This window comes from Candidatus Nitrosocosmicus sp. FF01, assembly GCF_047711275.1.
In the GTDB taxonomy this organism is placed as follows: domain Archaea; phylum Thermoproteota; class Nitrososphaeria; order Nitrososphaerales; family Nitrososphaeraceae; genus Nitrosocosmicus.
In genome coordinates, this window is record NZ_JBLNIG010000002.1 from 734,919 (window position 1) to 758,807 (window position 23,889).

Here is a 23,889-nt window from a genome sequence, read left to right on the forward strand (position 1 = left end):
CTAATCTTTATTTGTTAGAAAACTGTGAATTTTTTTCAATTTAGGTACCTAATTTTCTCAAGTACGTCTGAATGATTGAACTGCCTACAGACTATTGTTAAATGGGCTCAAGAAGTATAGATAGACCATGAGTTTTCTTTTGCCTTTTTTGCTTCCATTTAATTAGAAATTTTCTTATCGTATTCTGTATTACAAAGAATTGTAATGAATGAATTCTCAATGCTTGTACAGGATACTATTTATTTTTTTAATACATTTGGATTGGATCTGTTAAGATCTATTATTGCATTATTTGTTGTAATTGATCCATTGGGTACTATTCCACTCTTTATCTCTATTACTCAGAAGAAAACAAAAAAAGAACGAAATGAAATATCTAAAACAGCTGTAATAACTGCAGGAGGCTTACTGATAATATTTGCAATAGCAGGAACTCAGATTTTATCAATATTTGGGATCACAATAGCGAGCTTCATGATCGCAGGTGGAATATTATTATTCATAATATCGGTGGAATTACTTACTCATGGATCTTGGCGATTTGGAGGAGATATATCTGATGACTCTGGAGTAATACCCTTAGCTTTTCCATTGCTGGCAGGACCAGGTGCCATAGCAGCGGTCATACTTTCCTTTCAAACAACTGGCTTGATCATCACATTGATATCAATTGTAATTGTTATTGGAATTACCTATGTGATCTATTATCTTACCGATCCAATATATAAGATACTTGGAAGACGCGGCTCCTTAATTATTACTAGGGTATTCGCAATACTTGTTGCCGCAATCGCAGTTCAATATATCGTGAATGGTCTTCAAACGTTATTAGGCTAGTTATTTGTATAGGAAAAATATAACCACAAAAATACCATTACCAAATATTAGGATTTAAAAGAATTAACTTTTTTTTGATTCATATCAGCAGTGATCCTAACTTTAACAATTTTATGTGTTTGGGTTTTATCTGCCGGCAAATTGGCCTTATTTGCTTCTAGGCATTCGCGAGAATATATTGTGTCATGCTATACACCATACACCATTCTTATTCTAAAGACTCGATAAGAAATAGACGACCTAACGCATACTAATTATTGGTAAAGTATAGGATGGTCTAAGGTGTATTCTGATTGTACTGATGGCTGTCCATATCTATCTAAAAGGCAAAGTGTAATATGATATAATTACGAGGAATATATCGAACAGACAGTCTTTCTGACAGAGAAATCAAGGGCTATTTAGCGATAACCTATTGTGTGTTATAATGCTTAATGCTAGTATGTTCCTTTAGATCTTGCCTTGATTCAAAAGTTTGTCCGCATGTTTCACAGGAAAATGTCGCCTTTATATTTGTGGAATTTTCATCTGAATTTTTTCCACTATCCACTTTGGAATCGCCCATTCTACTTTGATTGACCGGTATTGAGTTGATCAAGCCCATCAAAAAATTCATATTTGAAGAAGACACTTTATTGAAAATCTTACTAGAAACGATCACACTTTCTGTATAATCGCTAATTAGCTTGTAATGTAATGCTGACATACTATAAAAGTACTCTTGATTGCTCAATAATTGACGCTGAATGTTTTGAAAGTAAGGTTGAAATACCTTCTGAAATGAGTTCAAAGTCTGCTTTTGCAGTTCCAAATAGACTTCTGTTATTTCTCTGGTTGCTTGGACTGTTTGTTCCTGCGTATCGAGGATAACTTGACTATAGCCGGGAATTTTGCTTGCGTATTCACCTGTATTTCTATCTATAACCTTTCTAGGTTCTTCCGTGGCACCAATGACCTCTTTGGCTGCTTCTTGTTCTTCATATTTTTGAATATATGATTGGCGATTATTGCTATTGTATTGATTTAAAGATTTATCATTGTGATCAGTATTCTTACCGGGAATAATCTCCTCAATTATGGCCGGAGATTCCGTTTCATTATTCTTATCATTATTGTACATGATAAAGCCATTGATTAACAAGTTATAAAAGACTGATAGAACGAGAAAAGCCAATATAATTGCTATATGCACAATACCCAAAGCCAAATGGAAAATACTTTATCAAGGAGGCACTATTCAATTAAACCGAGGTTTTTACCGTTAATTATTTTGATGATGATCGAAATATGTAATATTAGTACAGATAATTATTCTGAAATTATTCATCAGAATTATATTTCCTAATTGTCTTCTTTAATTGTTATATCGCATATTTTACGTTAATAAATCAAGTTTAAAATGTTAAAGTCAAAAAACACAAACAAAACTACACTAGTATTGGTAGTGTCTGTATTAGCAGCCATAATGACATTTGGTCCTTCGGTATCTAACTATCACAGCGTTTTTGCTACCAATGGTGTGGATAGTGAACAATGTAAGGATGATGAAGATTACTATGAAGATCACGAAAAAGCATGTGATAAGGATCTAAGGCTTCATTATGGTGAAGATTATGATGGTGATTTTGGATCTAAAACAATTGACGATGACGATGACGATGACGATGACGACAATGATAATGATGGAAATTCAGCATCACAAGGAATTGGTCAATCACAATCAAGTAAGCAAAACAGCCAAGTGGTATCTGGTGGTGACTCGATAGGCTCTGGTAACAACTTTAGCTTCCAAAACCAAGAAAACTCTGGTAGCAATGCTTTAGCTCAGGATGGCGGAGATGATGGTGATGGCAACAGCGCAAGACAGGGAATTGGTCAATCACAATCAAGTAAGCAAAACAGCCAAGTGGTATCTGGTGGTGACTCGATAGGCTCTGGTAACAACTTTAGCTTCCAAAACCAAGTAAACACCGGTAACAATGCCGCAGCACAACAATAACCTCTTCTTTTTTTGCCAAATTCTATAGTCACAATCTATTATCCAAATTAGGAGATTAAAAATGAAAGAATCTGCAATTAAGAGGAGCCGTTTAGAATTATACTATTTCATATTACGGTCTTGTACAATTAATGAGCAACACACTAGAAGTTCTCTAAATAGACATCTTAAGATTCCTTATTCCTTGTTAAATGAATGCTTGACCTACTTAGAGAGGATAGGATTTCTAGATATTAACCATAATGACAGAACAATCAAGACTACTTTAGAAGGACAAGACTATGTTAGGAAATTTGGTTATTTAATGTACCAAGTGGGTGATATCGCCCACCTAACAACTTAATATTGTATATTTTAAAAGTTCTATACCTCGCTCATATTTTTAACCTCATCGTATATTTTTCTGAAATTCAATTTAGTGAGGATAAATATTGTTAAATCAAACTGACTTTAATCTGGTGCAGTGAGGAAAGTAATTGGAAAAAAGCACTGACTGTTCGAAGAAGTAGGGAAACTGGTATTTTTGTACTTTAAAATCAACATGCAAGGTGGGCTTCAATTCCATAGAGCATCTAAGAACTATTACTTGATTTATCTTTTTAAGACACATATCATATACTGCATGCGTGAATCATAGGAGATCACAAATAAGGAGGTTCTGATTAAATCGTAACATGACCCTTAGGATATGGACAGGATCAACAATAGGAATTATCATTCTTTTCTTTTCATTAACCGTGACCTCAGTACCACTACTACTACTAATATCATCAGACTCTTTTTCAATTTCTGCAAGCGAAAGTTTCTTTAATAAAACGGAATCTAATCTAAGTAATACAACTAACGGAACTGTAGATGATAACAACAATAGTCTTCTAAGCCTAAAGATCCTAAGTGATAGTCTGGAAAATAGACTAGATGGCGCTGCTTCAATGCTAGAGTATGCAGCCAGCTTGTCGGAAATGAGGAGTATGCCGAATGCAAGCTTACTAAATACAACTTTAGAAACACTTCATGGAATTCCACCAGATTCAGATATACCGAAAAGGATAATTGCACAAAAGGTCGTATCTTTCTATCCTGAAATAGCGGGAATATCATTTATCATGCCTAACGGTGATACTTACTTTATGGAACCTTATTCCTTGCAAAGTAACCAAACTAAAAACAATCTTGCTTTCCGCGATTACTTTAAAGGTGCCATTGCTTCAAATGACACATATTTAGGAGATATAATAACTTCTACTTCTTCAGGCCTCAAACGAGCTATCATAGCAGTACCAGTATTTGCTGACGGTGTTGAAAGTAGCGGTGTTTTAACAGGCGTTTTGGTTGGATCTATAGACTTGAGACTTTTGAATAAAGAGATTCAGTCGCTTAATTTATATCAAGGACAAAGAATTGTGTATATTGATTCTAATGATACAAAGATTGCTGATTCTGATGTAAGGCATTCTGCAAATAACGATGAATCATTTTCTAATCTAATGAGTTTCCAAAATGCCATTGAAGGAAGGTCCGGTACTTTGATAGAGTATGTAAACCAAGAAAAGATGCTAGTTTCGTACTATCCTATGGATGCTATTCAAAACAGGTGGATAATTCTTTTGATGCAGCCTATTAATAGTATTAGTGTAAATGAGAATAACTAGGAAATCTAAGATGCATAAATTGAAAGCCATATGACTCCTGCGCATCAAGAAATGATATAGCCATAGGCAATCAATCTTTTTGACGAATAGTAATGAATAATGTATATATCCATTTTATTTAGCACTGTTACTAAAAGTTCATAGAGATGGTCGGCGGGTTTAGGGCTAGATATATTATGAGTCTAGAAATATCAAAAAAATAGTTATTGTAATTTTTCTATTTTGTTCTTGTTTGCTTCATATCCATTACAACAGCCATGCGGAGCAATTACTTCTGATACTTTGCCAAAAATATCTGGTCCTTCATCAGAGACTATCATGCACTTTCCGCCCATTGAATCAATCCAGTAAATACAATTATAACAAAAATAACCTTTATGTAAATCCGATGTTCTAAATTCTTCTCTTTCAAGATACGCTGCTTGCAGTTTTGATTGTTTTTGAAATTTAGTTAGATTTTCAACTACATCTGCAGCTTTTTCTACTATGTTTTTGTCAGACAAATTATTTGATCTCCTTTTCGTTTGGTGTCCAAAGAGAACAAATTCCATATGAAGCTATTTCATTTGATGTTTTGCCATGGAGGTCCTGCCCTTCATCAGTAACAATTGCACAATGATTTGGCTTCATAAAGTATATACAATTATAACAAAAATAGCCTCTGTGCAAGTCTGAGTTTTTAAAATTTTCCAATGCCATATACCCGGAAGAAACCTTTGTCAATTTATTTAACTGCGTCGCCTCTTGCGGAATTTTTTGTGTAGAAAGTATATTGGTGGTACTCATAATGAATATGTATGATCATACTATAAATATACAAGATAGTTAGATATCAACTCAATTAAAAGACTCAAACTTTATTTCGTACAACATTATTATACCATTTGCATCATTTAGGCATACGTTTGCATCCAGGTAAGTTGAGAAATATTTGTCTGCTGAAATGCACTTAAAATATTAGACGAGATAGAATTCTATATGTAATAAAGTCATCTCTTGGAACAATCTAATTAAACTCTCTATTGTCATGGCTCTATCTATTAAATAATTAGATTTCAATTTTTTTATTAATTTATACAATAACCATAAAATAACAACTAAAGAGTATTATATTAAAATCACCGAGTTAACAGAATTATTTTTTGATTTTCCAAGTAAAATGAAACTATCTATTTATAGTATTACCTTCATGGTATGTTGCATGAACAAATTTAATGCATTAGTAGTTTTAAGTATCGTAGCAGCCACGTCAGTATTTGCAGGAATAGCAATGGCAACACCAGTCACAGCACAAGATAATATGTCAATGTCTATGGATAATTCAACTATGCCAATGGATCATAGTAATATGACCATGGGAATGGACAATTCCACCAGTGCAGGCAGTAATTCAACCATACTATAATTAGAATAACAAGAAAAAAACACTCTCTTTTTTTATTGACCATTTATTTGGTTATGTGGTAATTTCATATTCTTTATCTTGCTTTGATCAACAAATCTACAAGAAAAAAAACACTCTACTTCTTCTACCGGTATATAATAACGAACTTGATTTTTTTTAGAATGTTTTAACCCATAATAGTAAGTTTAGATTATGTACGCGTGGGCACCTGAGCCTCGATTATAGCAATTTAATTAATGAAACGAATTATCAAAATAGAATATTAGTAGATCTATGAAAATCATTTTAAATTGTTTGGAAAGTGTAATTTGCATTACAAGAATATCTTCCTCGTCTGTCTCAGCAGATTACAACTTCTTCTTAGACAAACCTTTACAAGTTCTGCATCATTCAACTCTCTTGCTTATTTTTTTGATTTATCTGTCCACCTAAAGAAATTGTTCTCAAAAGTTAGTATGTTTTTTAAATAGGTACACTAAATACTTAAAAAATAACGATTTAAAGAATCAAGTCGTTCTTATTAAATAAATTATGGTATCAAATAGTTCATTACACGGATAAAATAATTCCCTGCCCTGTAACTTAGGGCTGTCACTTCAGTAGATGCTTAAAATATAAGGTCATTTTCCTCCCATTAGTATTTCTTTGGATAACCCATACTCATAATCACTCAGCAGGTTTGAATGGCAGCTGCTGCTATTACCAAGACTTTCTGTATAGTTTAGTGATTCGACGCTTGATAGCGGAACCATTCCGTCGTTGGGTTTTGGAAGAGTATCATATCCTCCCTTTTGAGTTAAAGAAAACATTGAGAGGTCACAGTTACCTGATTCGGGTTTCCAATCCCCTGCAATAGTATAGTAATTGGTATTTTGGTTTTGTTCCACTGCTGTGCTTGCAGATCCTGGCCTCAGATCATATACAGCTGGAGCACACATTTCATTATTTTCTGCGAGAGGTGATCCTGCATTTGGAGTTCCGATCATTATTAGATTTGCTACATCCTGTGTGTTATTGGCTAGATATACTCTCGCGTCAAGTCCTCCTTTGCTGTGTCCTACTATGTTGACCTTGTCTTGGCCTGTTTGGTCTTTTATGTTTCCAATTTGGTCGGATAGCTCCTTTGCATGTTCTGCAGCAGATCCGCATTTGTCATCCGATTGTCTAAACGTTATCGGAAAAACCGGAATCTCATCCTTCTTTAGCAAGTCCTCCCACTTTTTCCACGTTGATGCATCAGCCATATAGCCATGTATCAGGAGAACGGGTAGTGGTTCTGACTCATTTGCACCTGTGGCAGTAGTGGTATTATTAGATGTGTTATCGCCCTGGCCATATGCTGGATGTAAAAAGAGAATCATCCCAGTACCTATCACTATGGCAAAAATAATAACTACAGTAAATTCAGCAATCTTTATTTTTTTATTACTCGTAAGCATAAAATAATATGTCGTCAAAAGTTTATATACTCTATACATCTAAGTTGTAGATTTGTTACTCCCTCTACAGATCACAAACATATTAGATATTAAAACTATGAATCTTTGTCTCTATATAAATATCATTAAGTTTTCATAATAACACAAAAAACTAAAATACCATGTTAAAATAGTAATTTTATCGGTTTCATGATATGTATTATCGTTTTTTTATTTAGATTACATATGGGTTGTTATCATATGTGAATAACATATTTCATGTTGTATAACCATGAATCTCAAAGAAATCAAACTTACTTCCAGTATCAAAGAAACTTCATCCAATACAATTAATGAGAGCTCGTATTTACAGGGAACACCATTTTGCTAGTCTAATATGCTGGAACTGCAATACTTACCGATCCAACTTTTGTTTATAACATGTATGAAAAAGTTAAACTTAATTGGATGAATCAAAATCAAAAAGACTGGTCTACCCTGTTTTAAATATTGAGATTTACCGTCTATAAACTTAATTGTATTATCTTAATTTCATGGTGATCACTTTGATCAAGTCGCCGAAGGAGATCCTGACAAATCAATGTGAGTTATTACTACATCTCATCTCGCAAAAGACTGATTTAGAGGGGATCAAATCTCAAATAATACCAACAATCTAGTTAAACGTCAAAAACTTATACAACGTTACCATTATTAGTTTTCTCTTTGCCAAGTGCCTCGAATTTCAGTTTTCCATAGATATATCGTATCCCCATCTGGAATGAAATGGATATGACTATTAATTCGAATCCTCCTGAAAGACCAGATTTTGGATTGGGGTGTTTTGTCGTCAGTAGATATGGTGTATTACTTTCGTCCACGTTACGGAATGAACGAAAGTTGATCAAGTATTAACAACTTTGGAACACCAAGTCGATTAAATTCACTTTTGAGTACATCTTCGACAAATTTCGCTTATTAATCCAGTTACTAGGGAGAAAAAAGCAATCGGGGGCTTACGTCTCATTTTCAATGCCAAAAGAGCACTCAATTACATAAAGTAGTTTGTAACTAAACTTTTGTTAGTTAATTCATTTCCATTATTTAAAAAATTTTAGATCTTGTTTCAAGCGAAATGGACAGTTCGATTCAAAAGTCCTTATTTCGATTTGAGATAAATGATTTTCTTTCATTCATTGTTTCAATTATGTCTGCTTTACTAATGATATCCTCTATGATATCGTCATTATTGCACACAAAGATTTTGTCTTGTGTTTCTTTGATCATGGTGGATAGTGCCTTTTCAGCCGTGTCATTGACATTTAATAATTTTATTTTACTTTTTGGAGACATGATATCTTTTACAAGTACTGTATCTCTCTTGGATTCTGGGATATCTAGACAACTTTTGAGGGTGACTATACCAACAATTTCGTAGTTTAATTTTGTTGCTGGAAAGGAACTTTTCATGTAAATATTAAAATAATTCTTTATGATTGTATCGACCGTAATATCTTATGGAACAGAAATGACGTTTGTTTTCATTAGCTCTTCTAGTTTTATATTAGATAATATCTATCCTCATAATATCATATTGATACATATAGGATTGTGCTCCATTTTGCAAGAACCACCCGATTAGAAATTATCCACAGTCCACTAACAAACGATCCAGAAAGTATTGTTAATATTCCAAAACCAAAGAATATGTATGACATAATTACACCGATTCTAACTGCAATTCGAGTCGATTTATCGTAATTCTTGTTTCTGTTATAAAGTATTGATCTTAATATCCTTCCACCATCCATTGGAAATGCTGGAATTAAATTGAACAGTCCCAAAATCAGGTGCAATATGGAGGAATAGTAAAGTATTGCATTTACCATAGTTAAAAGTAGTATAGAAAAATCCTCAACAGGTGAAGCAGATTGTGATTGAGTGATAATCATATTTGTGATCGACCAAAGGAGGGCAAAGACCATCGAGAGCCCTAGACTTATGAGTGGACCCGCAATTGCCAATTTGAACTCTTTTTTAAAGTCTTTGGGTTCTTCCTCTATATCTGAAACTCCTCCAAAAATAAACAAGATTATTTGCTTTACTCAAATTCCATATGATCTTGCTACTAAAGAATGAGATAACTCATGTGCCAATACAGATAAAAATAGTATGTTAGACCCTACAATACCCATGATCCAATACTGTATTTGATTCAGATCAGGTGCATATCGAGGCATGAAACCAACTGAAAGGGTCCACGTAATCAAAAAAATACTAGAATAAGTGAGAAATGCAGTTAAATGGTATTTGTTTGATTTCTGCTACCTGTAATGACATAGAATATATGATTATAATAAATATAATATACTAGTAACCTAGATCTATCTGCTATAGTTGTTAGAATACCACCTAAAATTACAATTACAATTAATTACGCAAAAGTGTTATTGTTTGCTTGATTAATTGTTTCTATCTCATTTGCACGGTAGGAGACACAAGTGAATATGGACATGCCAAAAATACATTACAAAGAATTCATCTTGCTAAGGTTATGGATAAACAACCACCAACAATCAAATAGTAATAATTCTTATTCTATCGTATGACATCATGAATGGGCTATTATAGAGATACTGTTAATTACTTCATTACTATGGTGGCTTCATTACTTTAAGACAGTAAACACGAGAAACCAGGTTGATTTTTTTAGTATATTGAAGATATGGTGTCAATACTCTGCTAGAAAATTGTATTAATTGATTTTCCTTTTTTGGGTGTCGTTATATCTTTAACGAATTAAGATATTGAGTCTGATTTTAAGAATTAGAGTTTGATTTTAACCAAATATGCTAAGGACATTCACAACACATATTTTTCTCTAATTTAATTTTTTATGCACTCAAAAGACCTAAATACGATTTTGTAGCTTATTATCTATGATAAAGTTTTTTAATCCTGCTGATTATCTTCCATGTAAAAATTGTTCACATTCTAAAAAGCTTCACATAACGGATTCTACACTTCCAAGATGCAAAGTTACAGGATGTCAATGCAGCGCTTACAAGGGATATGTTTAAGCGCTGATCATGTAGATTTCTGGTCAATACCAACCCCATATATTTAGAAATTCAGCATACGCATATCTGTGTTATTAATATGCAGTAAATACATTAGTATCATAGCTATAGCTCTCTCTATTCATTGAGGTATATAATATAAATCCAAATATAACGAAGTATTTTCGCATTTTCTTACAAGGCAGTTATATAATATAACTATTATTCAAACCTGTTAATAATCAGACCTACCTTGAATTGGATGGTTGCTCTGCCAAAATCTCCTTAATCAATGGATTTATCTCTTTGAAGTGAAAAGGCTTTTCAAGTATGGCCGAGATGCCAACATCCTTAACTATCTCATTGTCTATATTTTCCTCCATCAAAAATCCGGTAACTAAAATCACCTTGATAGTTTTATTATATTTTCTTAACCTTCTGGCTAGTCCTAAACCGTCAAGTCCGGGCATTCGTAAATCTAAAATTACCAGACAATAACTATTAGGATGCTTACTAAAGTTATCAAGTGCTAACTGGGGATCAGTAAAGTAATTACAATTAAACCCACTTGACTCTAAAAACCTACCAAAGAGTTCCGCTATTTCCGTTTCATCATCTACCACCATAACCGACGGTCGTGTTGGCATATTTTCAACTTGTACAATTGGCAATGTAACTATTTATAATTTTGTAAATACCCGACCTAAAATCTATCAATAGTGAATATTTCTATCATTAAATAGAATATACTCTATTCAATTTATCATATTGGTTAAATACTTTGTTTTATCAGATTTCTTACTAGGGCCACGACTAGCAGAGGTAGACAATTGCACCACTAACCTCATCTGCAGGTCTATCTGAAGTCGGAACAACAAACTCTTTGGATTCATATGTGTAGGCTTCTGAAGGAGTTTGTTTATCGTGGCTTCGTCGTATTAGACTAGGTATTCCATTTGATTAAATAATTTATACTATTTATGAGTAGTAGTAGTAGTTCTTATCCGGAGAATGAATTTTATTGTTCTAGCCTGGATTGAATTCTATTAGTAACGATAATTCGTATCCAAAATTGGGGGGTTCACTAAATAGTTGTATGACATTATCTATTATATATGGATGAATATCAAAATCTTAAAACAGCTGAAATTGTGGCCGAGGCTCTGATAGATTGGGGGGTAGATGTTGTATTTGGATTACCAGGTGATGGTATCAATGGTTTTATTGAGGCATTACGACAAAGACAAGACAAAGTAAAGTTTGTCTTGGTACGCCACGAAGAATCTGCGGCATTTATGGCATGTGCTTATGCTAAATATACAAAGAAGCTTGGTGTATGTGTTGCTACCTCTGGACCAGGTGCGATACATCTCATAAATGGCTTGTATGATGCTAAACTTGATAGTACCCCTGTCTTGGCCATTACGGGAACCACTTATTCAGATCTTATGGGTTCAAGTTATCAACAAGATGTTAATCTTTTGCAGCTATTTTCTGATGTAGCCGAATATAATAACATAATAAACTCGCCAGAGCATGCCGAAATGGCTGTAGACATAGCATGCAGAAATGCATTAGGTCGTAGAGGTGTGAGTCATTTAACCATTCCAATAGATGTACAGGAGCAAAGACTAAAAGGTAAATATTCATCGCATAAAGTAAAAGGTCATACATCCGACACCTTTAACCATGACGTCATTCCAAGTCCGGACTTGCTAAGAAAAACTGCCGATATATTAAATGAAGGGAAGAAAATTGTAATACTAGTAGGTCAAGGTGCTTTAGATGCTGGCGAGGAGGTTGCTATCGTTTGCGAACGATTAAACGCCCCTGTAATCAAAGCCCTTTTGGGAAAAGCCGTCATTTCTGACTATAGTCCATATAGTCTCGGGGGTATTGGCATGTTAGGGACAACTCCTGCCAGTGATGCAATGAATGAAGCCGACACTATATTGTTAATAGGTACATCTTTTCCATATATCGATTATCTTCCAAAACCCGGGCAGGCAAAAGGCATTCAGATTGATATTGTACCTGAAAGAATCGGGTTGCGTTATCCGGTAGATATAGGATTGATTGGAGATGCCAAACTAACATTGAATTATTTAATTCCAATGTTAAAGATAAGACAAAAAGAAGATGGTGAATTTTTAAGATCAAAACAAAAGGCAATGAAAAAATGGAACGATCTATTAAACGAACGAGGTAGCCGTACAGACAAACCTATTAAACCTCAAGTCATAGCCACTGCCGTTTCCAATGAATTAGATAATGACGCCATCGTCTCGGTAGATAGCGGGACCAATACTATTTGGGCCGCTCGATATATTCAAGTACACGACAAAATGAAATTTTCCCTATCCGGTACTCTGGCAACTATGGGCTGCGGCTTACCGTACGCGATAGCAGCCAAAGTTGCATATCCGGAAAGACAGTCAGTAGCTTTTGTTGGGGATGGGGGTTTTACTATGTTGATGGGAGAGTTTGCAACGGCAGTTCAGTATGATTTGCCAATTAAGGTCATAATCATAAAAAATAACACACTAGGAATGATAAGATGGGAACAAATGGCTTTTCTGGGAAATCCTGAATACGTTGTAGAATTCTCTCCTATAAATTTTGCAAAGTTTGCTGATGCGTGTGGCGGAAAAGGATATACTATTACAGAACCCGGCGAGGTAGGACCAATAATTCACGAAGCAATGGAAGAAAAAAGACCAACAATTATCGAAGCTTTAGTAGATCCATTTGACCCTCCTATGCCCCCTAAGGTAGAGCCAGAATTTGTAAAAAATATTGCGGAATCGTTTGCAAGGGGACAGCCTTATGCCTCCAGAATAGGTTTAACTTTGTATAGAAATCAAATCCATGAAGTTTTGAGAGGCCTCCATCATCATGATTCATTAAAAAATCATGACCACAAACGTTCCAAAAATAACTGATAACTGCAAAATTTTACGGTAATGCTGTGTCAACAATCAATTATTTTTGGTAATGGTTTGTAAATCCATCTGGGTTACTAGAATTATAGCAGTTTTGATTCTTTTAGTATTGTGGTATCTATATACTAAAAAACCAAATAAAATAAGACGAATACAAAGAAGTTAATGGAACTGGGTTAAAAAAAGGAATGTGATTCGATCCAACATCACTTTAACGGATTTCAATTATGACTATGTGTTAGTATTACATACACCGAACCTTCGAAAAGTAAGTTTCTTACGGTCGGCAAATGCTCTTTAATATAATACTGAATTAAGTATTCTTTAGGGCCAGGATTCATCGAACAAGTGTAATCAAGTCATAGCAAATTTATTAAGATATGATGATCCTTTATCCTTAAGATTGGATCTACGAGTAATTTTAGTACCTTATGATAGTTCCCATTTTTCAGAAAATGCATTGGATTACGCCGTATATCTAGCCAAAGCAATATTTTTAGGCGATCCAAAAAAACGAATAATCCGGATCGTAATGTTACATGTAATACAGGAGATACCACTAACCAAAACTCTTTTAGAGAAAATGAAAATTAATCGTAAAAATAAGAAATTATCTTTGAATGAACATGCTGATAGTATTTACGAAGAAACAAAAACTATAATGCAAAAGGAAATGGATGAGAAAAAAAAGACTTACAAGTCTATAGACGGAATCAAACTAGAATCGCGGATTCTTTATGGCGATCCAGCTAATCAAATCATAGATTATTCTAATAATAATAGAATTGATTTGATAGTTATGGGAAGTAATGGATTACAAGGTTTGGCTAAATTTAAAGGACTTGGAAGCGTATCAAGAAAAGTATCGGAAGCAGTCTCACGACCTATGACAATAATTAGATAACGATATTAGTAACAATATATATTAAACTCGTAAACGATTGAATGTGCCTTTTGAGCCAATATTTGATCAATACTCTAAAACATATCAATGAAAATAACAAGTAACATGTAATCGTTATTTGAAATTTAACTGTATCCTGTTAGTATCTGTAAGAGGACATTAAATTGATTCAAAAGTTATACTAACATTAACTATATTATACGCAACCAAAATTTCTCTATATTTTTGTTCTTGTCTGCAGGTGGATAATTAGCATAAAATGAAGCTTTATGACATTCTAATCAAAAAATAATTTTTTTAAGGGCACCATTAAACCATAATATGCCAAATTATAAAACGCTGCCAAAGCAGCTACTTCCGTTCCGAAAAATTGAGATGCAAATACAACTACAAGGGTATTATTTACATAGCTCATGATTACAAAGGCAGCAACTCTGGATGATTTATCCTTTTTTCCAATAATATAGGATGTAAAATACCCTATCAATCCATACACAAAGAACAAAACAAATGCTGCAATAATCATTGTTGTTACGAATGAATACTCAGAAATGAAATAGTTAGAGAATTTTGCATATATTCCTAGATTCATAAACGATATCAAGATGACCGAAGGGAGGAAAGAACTAGATTCAATTTTTTTTGCGATCTTTGGAACCTTGCTCTTCACCAGCCAACCTGCAAACAGGGGCAGGAAAAGGGCTTCAGCTAATAATATTATCATATCTAAAAAAGGGATATGGAATTTTTCTACATCAACCAAAAAGTATACCAGAGATGGCAAGACAAATGGAACAACAACAGATGATGCAATAATCATTCCAACAACTAGGGGTAATTGATGGCTTCTCTCAAAAACGTTGATTACAAACGGTGCTCCTAAACCCGTTGATATTCCTGAAAGAAGTAATACGGGAATAGCAAGTGATGGATAAATAATACTTGTAACTCCAAACAAGAGAAGAGGAATTGCAAAAAGTTTGATTGCAGTAAATAGAATAATAGGAATGGGTTTTTTAAACTGTAATCCTAGCTCTTGAGGATCCATCTTGATTAAATTTAAGAATAATAAGAATCCAAGTAGAACCAGAAGATGGGGTTCAAATATTATTCCAAATGATGGTACCAATATGCCTATTACTGTTGAAACTGCAATTGCAACAAGGAGGGTTAAATCGTCTTTCTCCAATCCTACTGTCTGTAAGTACGAGTCGGCTCTCCCTTTTGGCACTTTTCTTGCTCTTTTTTATTTATTTACAATGTATTTTAATAGTATCATTAGTTAAAAATACCTAGTTAAAGATTGGAGCGTTATAAATTACAATTTCATGTTAAATCTGTTTATATAATGTTATTATCGACGACAACTCAATGATCATCACTGAAACAACTAACACATCACTTGACAAATGATTTTTGATGAACTAATACTCCAATTTGCTGTGCCCATAGTCATTGCATCACTTTTTCCATACTCATCGGCTGGATACTGCTTATATCGATCGAAATTCATTGTTATTTGATGCCTTTCAAACGTATACTAGTGCCTTTTGATACTTCGAAGTTGTCAATTAAGGCCTTGGAAAAAGCTGTAGAATTGTCTATGATGAATCAATCTCAAATTTTCATACTACATGTAATTACCGAAATACCATTACCAATTCATTATTCAAAAATAGAGTCAAAAAATAATGAGGTGATTATCACTCCGCTAGTTAATAGACTCCATGAGGAGATAAAAAACGAAATGATTGTGATTCTGGAGGATGTGAAAGATACAGTATGTCTCAAACCCAACGTTTCTATTACAACAGAAATTAAAATAGGTGAGCCCGCAGAAACAATCGTTAATTTTACAAAACAGAATAATATCGATCTCATTGTTATGGGCAGTATTGGACATAAGGGAATTACAGGAATGTTCAAAAGATTAGGAAGTGTTGCAAGAAAAGTTGCCGAAGAAGTGGACTGTGCATTGTTGATAGTAAGATGACTGTCGAATGTCTCTACTGGTAACATAATAACGTCAGATTTGTATGGAATAAAAGAAATCGACAGATTCACTTATGTTCTTTTAATCCAAGGCATTATAATTCGAATCATAAAATAACTATTATTTATATAAAATTTTCAACCTTTTTAGATTTTTTGTAGAGGGGATAAGAATTCTGGCCTAAAGAGCGGGTTTTGAAATATTTTGAATTAATCTATGAATGCTTTCTCTTGCTCTATGAAATTGTAGACTACCTAGATAGCATAAAACTATAATGTTTTATTTACTATATTCCTAATAAACTACATGGTCGTCTCTATCATAATCTTGTTTTAGACAAATAGCAAATCCGACATGACCACAATCATCAGTATTACAGGTTATACACCAAGGCATGCCGTCTCTATAAGCAACTATAACATCTCTTGGAGATACTTTTGTCAAACAATATGACATATTTATTATCAAAGTAGTCTTTTACCGCTACCAAAGTGTCTCCAGAATTTGTATCTTTTGATATTAACCATTTCATGAACTCTGCAGTACCTAAATCAAGGGTAGACAATTCAGAATTATTCTCAGATGCTTTGGACCTTCCAGACAAGTCTTCTTTTATCTTTCCTTTCCAATATAGCGTAGGGGCAAAAAAGGTATTAAGGATATCTATCTTCTGTCTTAGTTAATTTATAACTTACCTTCTTACTTTAAAGCGATAGCATTCTATAATAATCAAAGATTTCTTTTTAACACTGCTAAGATGTTACTATAAACAATATTTTCCCGTTAATCTCTGATCGAATTAATGCGCCAGTGATTAAGACATACGATCCTTACAATTGCAGTGTCTAAAATAGCCTTAATGAAATCTATAATTAAAATTTCTCATTATGGAGGCTGCTTATTTGAAGTATCATCTGTGTTAGAAGGCGGCTGCTGCTTATGACGCTTGCTCATCGTCTTTGTCTTGTGACTTTGCAAATTTCTCTGTAAACCTCCATCCATATTTGATTACATACGGCGCGATGAAGGTTGTTATGATCGTCATTGTGCCAATCATTGGAAGAATAATCGGAGTCGCTGCTCCCACATCGATTCCCCCTTTTGCTACTACAAGCGCTATCTCACCACCAGAAGAAGAACATCCCAAGGCGGTTCTCGCTGAAGTAAGATTGTTTAGCTTCTGAATTCTAGATGAAACATATACGGTCAAAAATTTGGCACCTATCGAGACGCCTATCAATATCAATGCTGGTACTATAAACTGAGGGATTAGTGAGAAATCCATTAATGCGCCAACAGATACAAAAAACAATGCAGCAAAAATATCTTTTACTGGATTAGCTAAAACACTTGTTACCGAGTGCGATCTAGATTCTGCAACAAGAACACCTGCAAAAAAGGCACCAGCGGCTACAGAAATTCCCAATTGAAATGATACAAAGGCTAATGCAAAAGCCACCCCTACTGCTGCGACTATTAGTACATCGTGCTGATTGGTTCTTGCAACTACGTCCATCAATCTCGGAATAATTTTAGAACCTATTACTAGTACTGCTGCAATGAAACCTATGGTTATCCCTACGGAAATTATGATTTCATTAATAGAAAATTCTCCACTCGCACCTGCGGATTGAAATATTGCTAATAGTGAAATTATAATGATATCTTCAATGATTGTTGTCCCTAAAATTAAAGTAGCAGACTCGTCTTTCATCATTCTGAGCTCTCCAAGAACTCTCATTATGATAACAGTGCTTGTTACTGATATGGCAAGTGCGATAAATAAACTATCGTAAAATCCTAATCCCAATGATTGTGCAACAACAAAACCTATGGCTAGTGTTCCAAACGCTTCGCTTGAGGCTATAACAATTGCTTTTCTTCCAACCTCTTTTAGTTTTTGGATTGGAAATTCCATTCCAACTGTAAAAAGCAATAGTATTACACCCATCTCAGCAAATAGATTGAGTACATCTAAGTTATGGATTAGGCTAAAGGGTGGGCTATACGGACCGATTATAATACCCGCTACTATGAATCCTATGACCACGGGTTGTTTTAACCTGTAAAAAACCAGAGTCATTACAGAGGCAATAATCATTATAACGGCAAAATCTTGCAATATTTGTCCGATTGGTGCTTCCACGATAAGAATAGTATATCACGCTATTTATAGAGTTTAAAAGAAAGAGGGTGATCTATATTGAATTGTTATGATTTTCGGTAAATATTAGATTCGTGGATTTGGTTCAATGCCTTTTCGATCGACTTTTTAACTTCAATTAATAATTCTTTTAGTATCTTCTTGTCGAATTCATTTTTCTTAACCAACTCTAATTCACTATTATAGTATTTCATCCGTGAATATGCTCTTTGAATTGTTTGGAATAGTTGAAAGTCCAAAAGAGAGTGTTTACCGGCAATTATAACTGCGTCCCACATGTCGGTAAGAAATGGTTTATAATTTTCATCATGTAAGGATTCGTCTACAAATTTATCCCTGTGTTTTAGATCATCTTCTATAAATTTGAAAATGTTTATTAGATATTTTTCATCCTGCTTTTTCCTGGATCGCTGAAAAGCCCAGTGCTCAATATATATAGAAAACCATATTATTCCTGCCAATAGAACCATTTCTATTGTTAAAGAATCCCATTGAATAGTCATGATACTTTACTTCTGGCATTTCTTCAATTTCCAGATTTAAATATTCTAAGGTGTTCCTAAAATAACAGATAAAGGTATAAACCCATCACTTAAATTTTCCTAATTTACATTGTGTAAGAAAAAAAATCGGTATCTCTTCCTTATCCTAATCATGCCAAATGTTATGGTTCTTTATAGTTCTTATCAATCTTGTTTGTATTTCCTTCTCTTTCCCTAATCTCCCTCTCGATTGTTTTTTTGCCTAAAATTTGCATTTTCATAAACATAGATATAGTGAGTCAGTCAGTAGCGAAATGATGAATTTTCTTAATTTCGATATTTTGACCCTTCTTATGATTTTTGTATTTCGAAGAATCTTTTTAAGTTGGGTTTTCGTCCATTCATGATATTCAATTTAATCACAGACAATGATGTAAAGGGATTCTCATCATCCTAATGGTTTATGTAATCGAGATAACGATTGCAATAACAACAGCATTCTTTTTAATGGTCTGCTGTAATTATAATGATGATTCAAGATTCTGTTGGTGCAACAGCATTCAATTTTGGGCTAGTCGTAATTGACATGCAAAACGGCTTTGTAAGCAAAGATGGGTCCTATGACCATCTTGGAATGAACATTAAAGAATATCAGAGGATCATTCCAAAAATAAAGGAGCTTATTACATTTTGCAGGGCCAAGAATATACCGATTTTTTATACCGAGGCTGTTAGAGAGGCAAGTGGTGTCGACCTATTAACTAGGTTTCACAGACTTTTACCCTTAGCAAGGGAAGAACGGCTTAAAGTTCCTATCACTGTAAGAGGCACGTGGGACGCTCAAACAATAGATGAGATTAAACCCGTGGACAATGATCTAATAGTTATTAAGAGAAGAGATGGCGCTTTTCAAGATACTGAACTGAGGGTTTGGCTTCAAAGTGAGGGAATTAATACGTTAGTATTCTGTGGAATCGATACCTCTATTTGTGTAGAAACATCATTACGTGAAGCGTTTAACATTGGGTATGATGTAATTTTGGTGTCTGATTGTACTGCTTCGGGAAACAAAAGACATTACGAAACAACATTAGAAAGAGTTAGGGATTATTATGGCCTGGTACTCGATACAGAACGTTTCTATAAATTAATAAATTCACTTGAAGACCTGAAATTAGGCAAAATGGATGGCAATGAACTCGATAGGAGATATGAGAAGTTTCTAAACGAATTTCGATTGATAGATGTCAGGAAAAAATAATCTTTGAGTTCCACCAGATTACAGGCCTTTTTTTTAGCTATCTAGATTTATTTAAAAACAGTGACATTTAGTTAAAAGATGAGAATCCTGCCCATAAATACTAAATTTCAATAGATACATATATCTACATTATTAACATCAATCTACCAACAAATCCATTTTCAATCTAATCTAAAATCTAATAAATATTCGTTAGAAGTTTACTAATTTTGTTTTGTCAATAAATTGGATTCAGACGTGTTTGATATTGTATAAAGTATTTGTTAAAGTGCACTTATTCTTTGCTAAAACCTTCTTTATGTATCCAGTAGTAAGAAACTTTGTCAGCACCTATCCAATAGGTCTCTGTCCCTGCATCAATTACGATCTCTTTTGAATTATCATCGAATGTTACATTGTGTTTATGCAGTTAAATACTTTCATTATCGTCTAGCCTATGCATTACTTCTCCATTTTGGTCCAAACAATTTTTTATATTTTCATAATTTGCCATAATTGATGTTGGTTAACATCTTTTATAAGGTTTAAAATCTCACTTCCGTAGTCAAGATACTTTAATCTAAGGTTATGTATTTTTCAGGGTCGATTTAGTGGATTTGCCATCTTGGTTCAATTTTTTCTTAGTGTTTTCATAGCCGAAGCCCAGGCGATTACCTCGTCTAACATGTTGTTAGCGGATTTCTCGTGAATCTTATGGGGTTTAAATGTTGAAAAGTTTTCAAAATCTGTAAAAAGAGATAATTGCACCTGAGCCCTTACTGTTGCAACCTTGACCTCTGCCATGACCAAACGCAGGTGTTCAACTGCACGGACACCTCCGGCGCTACCATAACTAACAAATCCGGCAACTTTATTGTTCCATTCTTTGAATAGAAAATCTATAGCATTTTTTAATGCTCCTGAAATTCCGTGGTTGTATTCTGGTGTTACAAATACATATGCATCGAAGGAGTCAATTTTCGTAGCCCAAACCTTGGTATGTTCCTTTGAATATTGACCCATAGAAGGTGGAATCGGTTCATCAAGTAAAGGAAGATTGTAATCTTTGATATCCACTAACTCGTATTCGGCGTCGTCTCTCTGCTTGGCCAGGTCATATATCCATTGGCTTACTGCTTCGCCATTGCGTCTGGGTCTAGTACTTCCAATAATGATGGCAATCTTTAGCCTTGGGTTATCATATAGCATTAACATAGTTATATCAATTATAGTTTATAATCTTCTAATTCCTCAGTCAGGAGTTGAATTCTATTTCGTTTTACAAATGTTAGCAGGCATTCATATCATCAGTGAAAAAGGTTAACATGATAGTGATAAGAGTCGCCACGACGTTCTTAGAATACTTAGATTATACATCAGTAACAGGCCATCTCAAAAAAAATATCGCTTTATGCACTGTTTTCATGATTTTAGAATCTCTTCCCAATTCATTCTCTGAGTAGCAAAGCCATGGGTAAAAAGGATTTACTAGGTGTAGAACTCCAAGGTAAGTTCGAAAAACTTTTGATATTAAATACATCTAAGCCATAGTATATCTATGGATAATAATACTGCTTTCAACATTAATGGCGATGAAGCTTCTTTTATTGCCGATCCTTCTCTAAAGATCGACCACGTGCATCTGAAGGTATCGGATTTGAAAAATTCTATGCATTTTTATCAATCAATTCTGGGGTTTAATGTAATAGATAAGGATTCAAAAGAAGATACGGTGTATCTTGGATCGCAAACAGCACCCGATGATGACAAAAAAATTCCTCATTCAATATTGATTCTAACCCAAATAAATAATGGCACAAAAGTGATCTATCAACCAAATAACCTAAGAAAGGAGGCAGGACTTTATCATTTTGCGGTATTACTCCCTGAAAGGAAATATTTGGCAGTATTTCTACAGCATATTCAAAAGAATCTTGATCCTCAATTTTATGAAGGCATGGCAGATCACGCAGTATCCGAGTCTATATATCTTCATGATCCTGATAACAATGGGATTGAAGTCTATAGGGATAGAAATCCATCCGAATGGAAATGGTTAGATCAAAACAAGGTACATATGGTAACAGAACCACTCGATGTACAAGGCCTATTAAGTCAACATGGTAATGAAAAGTGGACTGGATTACCGTTACATACATCAATAGGTCATGTTCATTTACATGTATCAAATCTTACTAAAGCTAAAAAATTCTATCAGAGATCACTTGGTTTACACCATACTGCCACTTATCCTGGCGCTTACTTTTTTGCTGCAAATGGCTACCACCACCATATAGCTACAAATACTTGGATCGGAACAAACTTAGAACCAAATAGCGCAAATGATCTTCAAAAACCTGGTCTTGCTCATTATGCAATAAGACTACCTCCCGAAGAAAACACTATAAAACAATTAAAAAATCATTTAACTAAAAATGGGGCTGTTATTGATGAAAAAGGAACCGATGTCAATAAATACGATAATTCATCATTTTATGTTTACGATCAAGACGGAATAAAAATACAATTTCTATTCGGATAGGTGTTGGACTTTTGAAAATATTTTAAATTTTATCTGTCAGTTTATTTTACCAATGACTTGATGAATCTGAATCTTTGCTTAATTCAATATATGATCAGAAGGTCCGTTTAAAGAAGGATCTATATTGACAAAATTTGCTCTCAGATAACTCACTAGGAATAAGGGAATATCATCAATCTAAGGGTATTAGCAATGGGTGATAGGGACGGATCACACCTAGCCTAATATTTCATTAGACTAAATCATGCAGGATCGATAATATAAAATTGATCTATTTCCTTTAGAAGACTAGGATGTTGTCTGTTCTTACTTCTGATATTCTCTATAAGACATCTTGATGTCTAACAATTTTATCGTCCACATCAAGAATCTGTTTGTTATTTGTATTTGTTCTGTCCCTTTTGTGATGATATTAAACAATAGATAAAATTGTCAATAATTAGTTTATTATTATGCTTTTCTTATAGTTGTTCGTGTCTAATTCAAAACCTGAAAATACAAGAAAAGCCGATCATGATATCGATTCTATTTTTGTCAACAGGTGGTCACCAAGGTCGATGACTGGAGAAGTTCTAGATGATAATGTTTTGATGAGCTTATTTGAAGCAGCAAGGTGGGCCCCTTCTTCTTTTAATAATCAACCTTGGAGATTCATATATTCCAAAAGAAATAGCACCAAATGGCACGAATTTTTGAACCTCTTAAATGAGGGTAACAGAATTTGGGCTAAAGATGCTGGAGCCTTAGTAGTAATAATATCGAGGAAGAACTTTGAGTATAATGAAAAACCCTCAATAACTCATCAATTCGATACGGGTGCTGCTTGGGAAAACTTGGCTTTGGAAGCATCAATCAGAGGAATTGTCGCACATGGAATGCAGGGTTTTGATTATCAAAAGGCCAGAGAGAATTTGAAAATTCCAGAAAATTTTGATATCATGGCAATGATTGCGATTGGTAAAAGGGGGCCCATCGAAAAATTACCTCCAAAGTTACAACAGGTAGAGCATCCTAATGATAGAAAACCGTTAAGCGAGATTATTATGGAGGGGAGTTTTAGATAGATAAATAGTATCTAAAATACAAATCAAAAAGAATGGATAAGAAAGCCGTTTCGATAAAGTGCAGGAAAATTTTCACCTGATACACATCGAAACTCAATGGGAGAACAAGTTAGATTCTAACTATGTTGTTTTTTAATGTTATCCGTGCTATTATAGCAAAACTAACAATAGAATATTTCAAAATTAAT

General features: G+C 34.0%; 26 protein-coding genes. 12 read left to right on the plus strand and 14 right to left on the minus strand.

All coding sequences use genetic code 11. The features are described 5' to 3' along the window. The first annotated feature begins 204 nt into the window (after positions 1-204). Positions 205-837 carry a MarC family protein gene (locus tag ACMT7R_RS09360; protein WP_415311414.1) on the plus strand — a complete coding sequence of 211 codons (633 nt, stop codon included), beginning with the start codon at positions 205-207 and terminating at the stop codon, positions 835-837. Between the two features lie 412 nt (positions 838-1,249). On the opposite strand, the gene ACMT7R_RS09365 is transcribed toward ACMT7R_RS09360, so the two are convergent. Beyond that, positions 1,250-1,957, minus strand: coding sequence for a hypothetical protein (locus ACMT7R_RS09365; protein ID WP_415311415.1), 708 nt, complete (start codon positions 1,955-1,957; stop codon positions 1,250-1,252). 279 nt (positions 1,958-2,236) lie between these two features. Between ACMT7R_RS09365 and ACMT7R_RS09370 the strand changes: the two genes are divergently transcribed. The 3 genes from ACMT7R_RS09370 (at position 2,237) to ACMT7R_RS09380 (ending at position 4,488) form a co-directional block, all read left to right on the plus strand. After that, positions 2,237-2,836, plus strand: a complete 600-nt coding sequence (locus ACMT7R_RS09370) for a hypothetical protein (RefSeq protein ID WP_415311417.1) — start codon at positions 2,237-2,239, stop codon at positions 2,834-2,836. 61 nt (positions 2,837-2,897) lie between these two features. Then, complete coding sequence (locus tag ACMT7R_RS09375; protein WP_415311418.1) at positions 2,898-3,179, plus strand: winged helix-turn-helix domain-containing protein; 282 nt, start codon at positions 2,898-2,900, stop codon at positions 3,177-3,179. Positions 3,180-3,510: 331 nt separating this feature from the next. Then, a complete protein-coding gene (locus ACMT7R_RS09380; RefSeq protein ID WP_415311420.1) occupies positions 3,511-4,488 on the plus strand; it encodes a cache domain-containing protein in 978 nt (325 codons plus the stop codon). Positions 4,489-4,691: 203 nt separating this feature from the next. On the opposite strand, the gene ACMT7R_RS09385 is transcribed toward ACMT7R_RS09380, so the two are convergent. Together ACMT7R_RS09385 and ACMT7R_RS09390 are read right to left on the minus strand one after the other, a co-directional pair. After that, complete coding sequence (locus tag ACMT7R_RS09385) at positions 4,692-4,991, minus strand: hypothetical protein (protein ID WP_415311421.1); 300 nt, start codon at positions 4,989-4,991, stop codon at positions 4,692-4,694. A gap of 1 nt (position 4,992) precedes the next feature. Then, entirely contained in the window at positions 4,993-5,274 is a 282-nt protein-coding gene (locus ACMT7R_RS09390; protein ID WP_415311423.1) for a hypothetical protein, read from the minus strand. Positions 5,275-5,689: 415 nt separating this feature from the next. Between ACMT7R_RS09390 and ACMT7R_RS09395 the strand changes: the two genes are divergently transcribed. Beyond that, positions 5,690-5,893, plus strand: coding sequence for a hypothetical protein (locus tag ACMT7R_RS09395; protein WP_415311424.1), 204 nt, complete (start codon positions 5,690-5,692; stop codon positions 5,891-5,893). Positions 5,894-6,513: 620 nt separating this feature from the next. On the opposite strand, the gene ACMT7R_RS09400 is transcribed toward ACMT7R_RS09395, so the two are convergent. The 5 genes from ACMT7R_RS09400 to ACMT7R_RS09420 form a co-directional block, all read right to left on the minus strand. Further along, on the minus strand, positions 6,514-7,332 hold the full coding sequence (locus ACMT7R_RS09400) for an esterase/lipase family protein (protein WP_415311426.1): 819 nt from the start codon (positions 7,330-7,332) through the stop codon (positions 6,514-6,516). A gap of 674 nt (positions 7,333-8,006) precedes the next feature. Beyond that, positions 8,007-8,219 carry a hypothetical protein gene (locus ACMT7R_RS09405; protein ID WP_415311427.1) on the minus strand — a complete coding sequence of 71 codons (213 nt, stop codon included), beginning with the start codon at positions 8,217-8,219 and terminating at the stop codon, positions 8,007-8,009. Positions 8,220-8,460: 241 nt separating this feature from the next. Next, positions 8,461-8,781 (minus strand): CBS domain-containing protein, encoded by a 321-nt coding sequence (locus tag ACMT7R_RS09410; RefSeq protein WP_415311428.1) that lies wholly within the window; start codon positions 8,779-8,781, stop codon positions 8,461-8,463. A 119-nt stretch (positions 8,782-8,900) separates the two neighbouring features. Next, positions 8,901-9,401: a site-2 protease family protein gene (locus ACMT7R_RS09415; RefSeq protein ID WP_415311430.1), complete on the minus strand. Its 501-nt coding sequence runs from the start codon at positions 9,399-9,401 to the stop codon at positions 8,901-8,903. 1,217 nt (positions 9,402-10,618) lie between these two features. Next, positions 10,619-11,017 carry a response regulator gene (locus tag ACMT7R_RS09420; RefSeq protein WP_415311432.1) on the minus strand — a complete coding sequence of 133 codons (399 nt, stop codon included), beginning with the start codon at positions 11,015-11,017 and terminating at the stop codon, positions 10,619-10,621. Positions 11,018-11,485: 468 nt separating this feature from the next. Between ACMT7R_RS09420 and ACMT7R_RS09425 the strand changes: the two genes are divergently transcribed. Beyond that, positions 11,486-13,312, plus strand: coding sequence for a thiamine pyrophosphate-dependent enzyme (locus ACMT7R_RS09425; protein WP_415311434.1), 1,827 nt, complete (start codon positions 11,486-11,488; stop codon positions 13,310-13,312). Positions 13,313-13,715: 403 nt separating this feature from the next. After that, the gene (locus tag ACMT7R_RS09430; RefSeq protein ID WP_415311435.1) at positions 13,716-14,216 is read left to right on the plus strand and encodes a universal stress protein; all 501 of its coding nucleotides are present in this window, start codon (positions 13,716-13,718) and stop codon (positions 14,214-14,216) included. 277 nt (positions 14,217-14,493) lie between these two features. On the opposite strand, the gene ACMT7R_RS09435 is transcribed toward ACMT7R_RS09430, so the two are convergent. Together ACMT7R_RS09435 and ACMT7R_RS09440 are read right to left on the minus strand one after the other, a co-directional pair. Continuing rightward, a complete protein-coding gene (locus ACMT7R_RS09435; protein WP_415311436.1) occupies positions 14,494-15,447 on the minus strand; it encodes a bile acid:sodium symporter family protein in 954 nt (317 codons plus the stop codon). A gap of 159 nt (positions 15,448-15,606) precedes the next feature. After that, a complete protein-coding gene (locus ACMT7R_RS09440) occupies positions 15,607-15,729 on the minus strand; it encodes a hypothetical protein (protein ID WP_415311438.1) in 123 nt (40 codons plus the stop codon). A 9-nt stretch (positions 15,730-15,738) separates the two neighbouring features. Between ACMT7R_RS09440 and ACMT7R_RS09445 the strand changes: the two genes are divergently transcribed. Continuing rightward, positions 15,739-16,209 carry a universal stress protein gene (locus ACMT7R_RS09445; RefSeq protein WP_415311439.1) on the plus strand — a complete coding sequence of 157 codons (471 nt, stop codon included), beginning with the start codon at positions 15,739-15,741 and terminating at the stop codon, positions 16,207-16,209. 294 nt (positions 16,210-16,503) lie between these two features. Here the strand turns inward: ACMT7R_RS09445 and ACMT7R_RS09450 are convergent, their stop codons facing one another. Next, on the minus strand, positions 16,504-16,653 hold the full coding sequence (locus ACMT7R_RS09450) for a hypothetical protein (protein WP_415311441.1): 150 nt from the start codon (positions 16,651-16,653) through the stop codon (positions 16,504-16,506). Positions 16,654-16,700: 47 nt separating this feature from the next. Here ACMT7R_RS09450 and ACMT7R_RS09455 point away from each other — a divergent pair, with 47 nt between their 5' ends. Then, complete coding sequence (locus tag ACMT7R_RS09455) at positions 16,701-16,892, plus strand: hypothetical protein (protein ID WP_415311443.1); 192 nt, start codon at positions 16,701-16,703, stop codon at positions 16,890-16,892. A 254-nt stretch (positions 16,893-17,146) separates the two neighbouring features. Here the strand turns inward: ACMT7R_RS09455 and ACMT7R_RS09460 are convergent, their stop codons facing one another. Then, entirely contained in the window at positions 17,147-18,355 is a 1,209-nt protein-coding gene (locus ACMT7R_RS09460; protein ID WP_415311444.1) for a cation:proton antiporter, read from the minus strand. Between the two features lie 65 nt (positions 18,356-18,420). Beyond that, positions 18,421-18,876 (minus strand): hypothetical protein, encoded by a 456-nt coding sequence (locus ACMT7R_RS09465; RefSeq protein ID WP_415311445.1) that lies wholly within the window; start codon positions 18,874-18,876, stop codon positions 18,421-18,423. 505 nt (positions 18,877-19,381) lie between these two features. On the opposite strand from ACMT7R_RS09465, the gene ACMT7R_RS09470 reads away from it, so the two are divergent. After that, a complete protein-coding gene (locus tag ACMT7R_RS09470; RefSeq protein ID WP_415311449.1) occupies positions 19,382-20,116 on the plus strand; it encodes a cysteine hydrolase family protein in 735 nt (244 codons plus the stop codon). A gap of 609 nt (positions 20,117-20,725) precedes the next feature. On the opposite strand, the gene ACMT7R_RS09475 is transcribed toward ACMT7R_RS09470, so the two are convergent. Then, complete coding sequence (locus ACMT7R_RS09475; RefSeq protein WP_415311453.1) at positions 20,726-21,304, minus strand: NADPH-dependent FMN reductase; 579 nt, start codon at positions 21,302-21,304, stop codon at positions 20,726-20,728. Positions 21,305-21,653: 349 nt separating this feature from the next. On the opposite strand from ACMT7R_RS09475, the gene ACMT7R_RS09480 reads away from it, so the two are divergent. Both ACMT7R_RS09480 and ACMT7R_RS09485 read left to right on the plus strand, forming a co-directional pair. Beyond that, the gene (locus ACMT7R_RS09480; RefSeq protein ID WP_415311454.1) at positions 21,654-22,637 is read left to right on the plus strand and encodes a VOC family protein; all 984 of its coding nucleotides are present in this window, start codon (positions 21,654-21,656) and stop codon (positions 22,635-22,637) included. Positions 22,638-23,110: 473 nt separating this feature from the next. After that, positions 23,111-23,701, plus strand: coding sequence for a nitroreductase family protein (locus ACMT7R_RS09485; RefSeq protein ID WP_415311456.1), 591 nt, complete (start codon positions 23,111-23,113; stop codon positions 23,699-23,701). The last annotated feature ends 188 nt before the right edge of the window (positions 23,702-23,889 follow it).

Excerpts from the sequence above, each read along its gene's own strand:
- ACMT7R_RS09380 (WP_415311420.1), top strand. The coding sequence starts at position 3,511 with ATGACCCTTAGGATATGGACAGGATCAACAATAGGAATTATCATTCTT.
- ACMT7R_RS09475 (WP_415311453.1), bottom strand. The coding sequence starts at position 21,304 with ATGCTATATGATAACCCAAGGCTAAAGATTGCCATCATTATTGGAAGT.
- ACMT7R_RS09390 (WP_415311423.1), bottom strand. The coding sequence starts at position 5,274 with ATGAGTACCACCAATATACTTTCTACACAAAAAATTCCGCAAGAGGCG.
- ACMT7R_RS09395 (WP_415311424.1), top strand. The coding sequence starts at position 5,690 with ATGAACAAATTTAATGCATTAGTAGTTTTAAGTATCGTAGCAGCCACG.
- ACMT7R_RS09425 (WP_415311434.1), top strand. The coding sequence starts at position 11,486 with ATGGATGAATATCAAAATCTTAAAACAGCTGAAATTGTGGCCGAGGCT.
- ACMT7R_RS09365 (WP_415311415.1), bottom strand. The coding sequence starts at position 1,957 with ATGTACAATAATGATAAGAATAATGAAACGGAATCTCCGGCCATAATT.
- ACMT7R_RS09370 (WP_415311417.1), top strand. The coding sequence starts at position 2,237 with ATGTTAAAGTCAAAAAACACAAACAAAACTACACTAGTATTGGTAGTG.
- ACMT7R_RS09480 (WP_415311454.1), top strand. The coding sequence starts at position 21,654 with ATGGATAATAATACTGCTTTCAACATTAATGGCGATGAAGCTTCTTTT.
- ACMT7R_RS09420 (WP_415311432.1), bottom strand. The coding sequence starts at position 11,017 with ATGCCAACACGACCGTCGGTTATGGTGGTAGATGATGAAACGGAAATA.
- ACMT7R_RS09445 (WP_415311439.1), top strand. The coding sequence starts at position 15,739 with ATGCCTTTCAAACGTATACTAGTGCCTTTTGATACTTCGAAGTTGTCA.
- ACMT7R_RS09465 (WP_415311445.1), bottom strand. The coding sequence starts at position 18,876 with ATGACTATTCAATGGGATTCTTTAACAATAGAAATGGTTCTATTGGCA.
- ACMT7R_RS09375 (WP_415311418.1), top strand. The coding sequence starts at position 2,898 with ATGAAAGAATCTGCAATTAAGAGGAGCCGTTTAGAATTATACTATTTC.
- ACMT7R_RS09470 (WP_415311449.1), top strand. The coding sequence starts at position 19,382 with ATGATGATTCAAGATTCTGTTGGTGCAACAGCATTCAATTTTGGGCTA.
- ACMT7R_RS09400 (WP_415311426.1), bottom strand. The coding sequence starts at position 7,332 with ATGCTTACGAGTAATAAAAAAATAAAGATTGCTGAATTTACTGTAGTT.
- ACMT7R_RS09440 (WP_415311438.1), bottom strand. The coding sequence starts at position 15,729 with ATGAATTTCGATCGATATAAGCAGTATCCAGCCGATGAGTATGGAAAA.
- ACMT7R_RS09360 (WP_415311414.1), top strand. The coding sequence starts at position 205 with ATGAATGAATTCTCAATGCTTGTACAGGATACTATTTATTTTTTTAAT.
- ACMT7R_RS09410 (WP_415311428.1), bottom strand. The coding sequence starts at position 8,781 with ATGAAAAGTTCCTTTCCAGCAACAAAATTAAACTACGAAATTGTTGGT.